This window comes from Pseudomonas sp. TJI-51 (assembly GCF_000190455.2).
Classification (GTDB): Bacteria; Pseudomonadota; Gammaproteobacteria; order Pseudomonadales; family Pseudomonadaceae; genus Aquipseudomonas; species Aquipseudomonas juntendi.
On the sequence record NZ_AEWE02000049.1, the window covers coordinates 1 to 3,981 of the forward strand.

2 protein-coding genes and 1 pseudogene are annotated in these 3,981 nt (G+C 64.4%); 1 reads left to right on the plus strand and 2 read right to left on the minus strand.

The genetic code is table 11. The annotated features are described in order from the left end of the window. Window positions 1–89 precede the first annotated feature (89 nt). Both G1E_RS11620 and pap read right to left on the minus strand, forming a co-directional pair. On the minus strand, window positions 90–1,052 hold the full coding sequence (locus tag G1E_RS11620; protein ID WP_009681695.1) for a DMT family transporter: 963 nt from the start codon (window positions 1,050–1,052) through the stop codon (window positions 90–92). 134 nt (window positions 1,053–1,186) lie between these two features. Next, entirely contained in the window at window positions 1,187–2,680 is a 1,494-nt protein-coding gene (gene pap, locus G1E_RS11625) for a polyphosphate:AMP phosphotransferase (protein ID WP_009681696.1), read from the minus strand. A 188-nt stretch (window positions 2,681–2,868) separates the two neighbouring features. On the opposite strand from pap, the pseudogene mnmC reads away from it, so the two are divergent. Continuing rightward, window positions 2,869–3,981: pseudogene (mnmC, locus tag G1E_RS29435) on the plus strand (bifunctional tRNA (5-methylaminomethyl-2-thiouridine)(34)-methyltransferase MnmD/FAD-dependent 5-carboxymethylaminomethyl-2-thiouridine(34) oxidoreductase MnmC); the annotation flags it as partial.

A 3,981-nucleotide genomic window follows, 5' to 3' on the forward strand; every position in this document is an offset into this window, starting at 1 on the left:
TAGAATCTCCCACAGGGTGGTACCTCGGGCCTGAGCTTTGCGCGGTCCTGTGGGAGCTGGCTTGCCAGCGATGGGGCCACTACAGGCGATCAAGGAACATGGGCCAACCGCGCCCTGCGGGCACGCCAGCCGGCCACCAGCGATGGCCCCAACGCCACCAGGGCAGAGCCGAACACCACCGTCACCGCCCCCACATAGCCCAGCGCATTGATATCTTCAGCGTGCACATAGTCAGGCCATACCAGCGCCGCCAACGCCACTGCAACAAAGGTCACCAGCGGCGTCAGTGCCAGCGTGGCACTCACCCGTGATGCCTCCCAGTGTGCCAGCGCTTCGGCAAACGCGCCGTAGGCCACCAGGGTATTCAGGCAGCACGCCAGCAACAGCCAGCCCTGCACCGGGGTCAGTTGCAACGCCTGCAGCGGGTGCACCCAGGGCGTGAGCAGCGCGGCGCAACTGAGGTAGATCACCATCATGACCTGCTGCGAATGCCACACCGTCAGCAACTGCTTTTGGCTCAGCGCATAGAACACCCAGATGCTGGTGGCCAGCAATATGGTCAGCACACCCGTGGTGTAGGCCCCCAGCGAGGTCAGCAGTTCGTCCAGGCGCTGGTTGAAGAACAGGCCAAACCCCGCCAGCAGCACCAGCAGCCCTACACCCTGCCCCAGGCTGAAGCGCTCACGGAACACGAACACACTGGCCACCAGCAGCAACACCGGGCCAATCTGCACCACCAACTGTGCAGTACCCGGGCTAAGCAGGTTGAGCCCGATCAGGTACAGCACGTAGTTGCCCATCAAGCCGAAGACAGCAACGGCCACCAGGCCCTTGCCCTTTGCTGGCAGTTTACGAATGGGGGGCAACCGCCGCTGGGCCGCCAGCCAGGCAAACAGCAGGCCGCCCGAGACCAGCAAGCGGTACCAGGTGACGGTGATCGGGTCGACCACTTGCAGTACCTGCTTGAGCTTGATCGGCAGAATGCCCCAGAGCAGCGCCGTCAAGAGTGCCAGGAACAGGCCATAGCCCCAGCGGCCGGAAGTGGTATGCATAAAGTCCTCGATCAAGCCCGTGGTGGCGATTGCTTGATTCTACGGGCTTGCTGGGGAGGTGCGGGGGAACGTGCCGAGAAAAGAATTCATCAGGTCATTCTTTTGCAGCATGGCTTGAGGCCAAACCCGGCAATCTACTTCTTGTGCTTGGCAAACGCCGCCTCAAGCGCCTCGTTGATGGTGCGCAGCACCTTCACCCGGGCCCAGCGCTTGTCGTTGGCCTCTACCAATGTCCATGGCGCAATCTCGCTGCTGGTACGGTCGACCATGTCCCCCACGGCCTGGGCGTAGTCATCCCATTTGTCCCGGTTGCGCCAGTCATCCTCGGTGATCTTGTAGCGCTTGAACGGGATCTGCTCGCGCTCTTCGAAGCGCTCCAGCTGGGTCTGCTGGTCGATGGCCAGCCAGAACTTGACCAACACCACCCCGGCGTTCACCAACTGTTCCTCGAAATCATTGATCTCGCTATAGGCGCGCATCCAGTCAGCCGGCGTGCAGAACCCCTCTACCCGCTCCACCAGCACTCGGCCATACCAGGAGCGGTCGAAAATGGTGAACTTGCCCCGCGCCGGTATGTGCCGCCAGAAGCGCCACAGGTAAGGCTGCGCGCGCTCTTCCTCGGTGGGCGCGGCAATCGGCACGATACGGTATTGGCGCGGGTCCAGCGCAGCGGCCACCCGGCGGATGGCTCCGCCTTTGCCGGCAGCATCGTTGCCTTCGAACACCGCCACCAGGGCATGGCGGCGCATCCGCTTGTCCCGCAGCAGCCCGGCAAGGCGGGCCTGCTCGGTCACCAGCTGCTCTTGGTAATCGGCCTTGTCCAGGCGCACGCTCAAGTCCAGCGCCCCCAGCAGGCTGCGGTCATCGATGCTACGCCCCAATGGGGCCACGTTCCCCTGGTGCTTGCCCTTGGGGTTGTTGGCCAGTGCGGCCTGCAAGCTTTCCAGCAGGATGCGCCCGACCGCCAGGCTACGGTAGTTGGGGTCGACCCCCTCGACGATGTGCCACGGTGCATAATCGCGGCTGGTGCGGCGCAGCACGCGCTCGCCAAAGCGTACGAAGCGGTCGTAGGTTTTCGACTGCTGCCAGTCCAGGGGGCTGATTTTCCAGCTGTGCAACGGGTCGTCCTTCAGCGATTTCAGGCGCGCCTTCATCTGCTTCTTGGACAGGTGGAACCAGAACTTGATGATCAGCGCACCTTCGTCGCAGAGCATTTGCTCCAGGCGTTCGGCACCGGTGATGGCCTGGTCGAGCACGGCATCCTTGAGCACCCCGTGCACCCGCCCCTGCAGCATCTGGCTGTACCAGTTGCCAAAAAACACGCCCATCCGCCCCTTCGGCGGCAAGGCCCGCCAGTAGCGCCATGCCGGCGGCCGGGCCAGCTCTTCGTCGGTTTGCTGGTCGAAGGTCAGCACATCGATCATGCGCGGGTCCATCCACTCGTTCAGCAGCTTTACCGTCTCACCCTTGCCAGCGCCTTCAACGCCGTTGATCAGCACGATCACCGGGAAGCGCGCCTGCTGCTTGAGTTCGTACTGGGCTTCGAGCAGGGCCTCGCGCAACGCGGGCACCTCGGCGTCGTAAGCCTCCTTGTCGATGCTGTGGCCGATTTCGGCGGATTCGAACATGCATGGGCTCCTTCAATGGATAACCAAGACTAGCGGAATTCGAAGCTGCAAGCTGCAAGCTGCAAGTCGCAAGTCGCAAGTCGCAAGTCGCAAGAAAACGTAAGCCATGCCACCATCTGCTTTTTCTAGCCACTTGCGACCTGCAACTTGCAACTTGCAACTTGCCACTCATCTCCAGCGAACCAGCCATGCCTGAATCCACCCTTCTCCAGCACGCCCAGATCGACTGGGACGACCAGGGCCGCCCCCATTCGCGGCAGTACGACGACGTCTATTTCGCGGTCAACGAAGGCATCGAAGAAACCAAGCATGTGTTCCTCGGCCAAACCCGCCTGGCCGAGCGCTTCGCCAACCTGCCCGCACACAGCAGCCTGGTGATCGGCGAGACCGGCTTTGGCACCGGCATGAACTTCTTCTGCGCATGGCAATTGTTCGACCAGCACGCGCCCAGTGGTGCACGCCTGCATTTCGTCAGTGTCGAAAAGTACCCCCTGGGCGCTGCCGACATGGCCCGCGCCGTACGCCTGTGGCCGGAGCTCGCCGCCTACACCGAGCCGCTGCTGGCCCAGTATGTGGCGGTGCACCCCGGCTTTCAGCAGTTCACCTTCGCCGGGGGCCGGGTCACCCTGACCCTGCTGATCGGCGATGTGCTGGAGCAGCTACCGCAGCTCGATGCACAGGTGGACGTGTGGTTCCTCGACGGCTTCGCCCCGGCCAAGAACCCCGACATGTGGACCCCGCAGCTGTTCGCCCAGTTGGCGCGGCTGTCCCACTCAGGGACAGTGCTGGGCACCTTCACCACCACCGGCTGGGTGCGCCGCAGCCTGGTCGAAGCGGGCTTTGCCATGAAGAAGGTGCCGGGCATCGGCAAAAAGTGGGAAGTGATGAGCGGCGCCTACGTCGGCGCCCTGCCCGCCCCTGGCGCCCCCTGGTATGCACGCCCGCCCGCCACGCTGGGCCCGCGCCAGGCGCTGGTGATCGGCGCCGGGCTCGCCGGCAGCGCCAGCGCGGCCAGCCTGGCCCGGCGTGGCTGGCAGGGGGCCNNGGCAGGTGACCGTGCTGGAACGCCATGCCGCCGCCGCGCAGGAAGCCTCGGGCAACCCGCAGGGGGTGCTGTACCTCAAGCTGTCCGCCCATGGCACGGCGTTGTCGCAGCTGATCCTGTCCGGCTTCGGCTACACCCGGCGCCAGCTCGAACGCCTGCAACGGGGCCAGGACTGGGATGCCTGCGGCGTGCTGCAACTGGCGTTCGACGCCAAGGAAGCCGAGCGCCAGGGCAAACTGGCTGGGGCGGTCGCCCA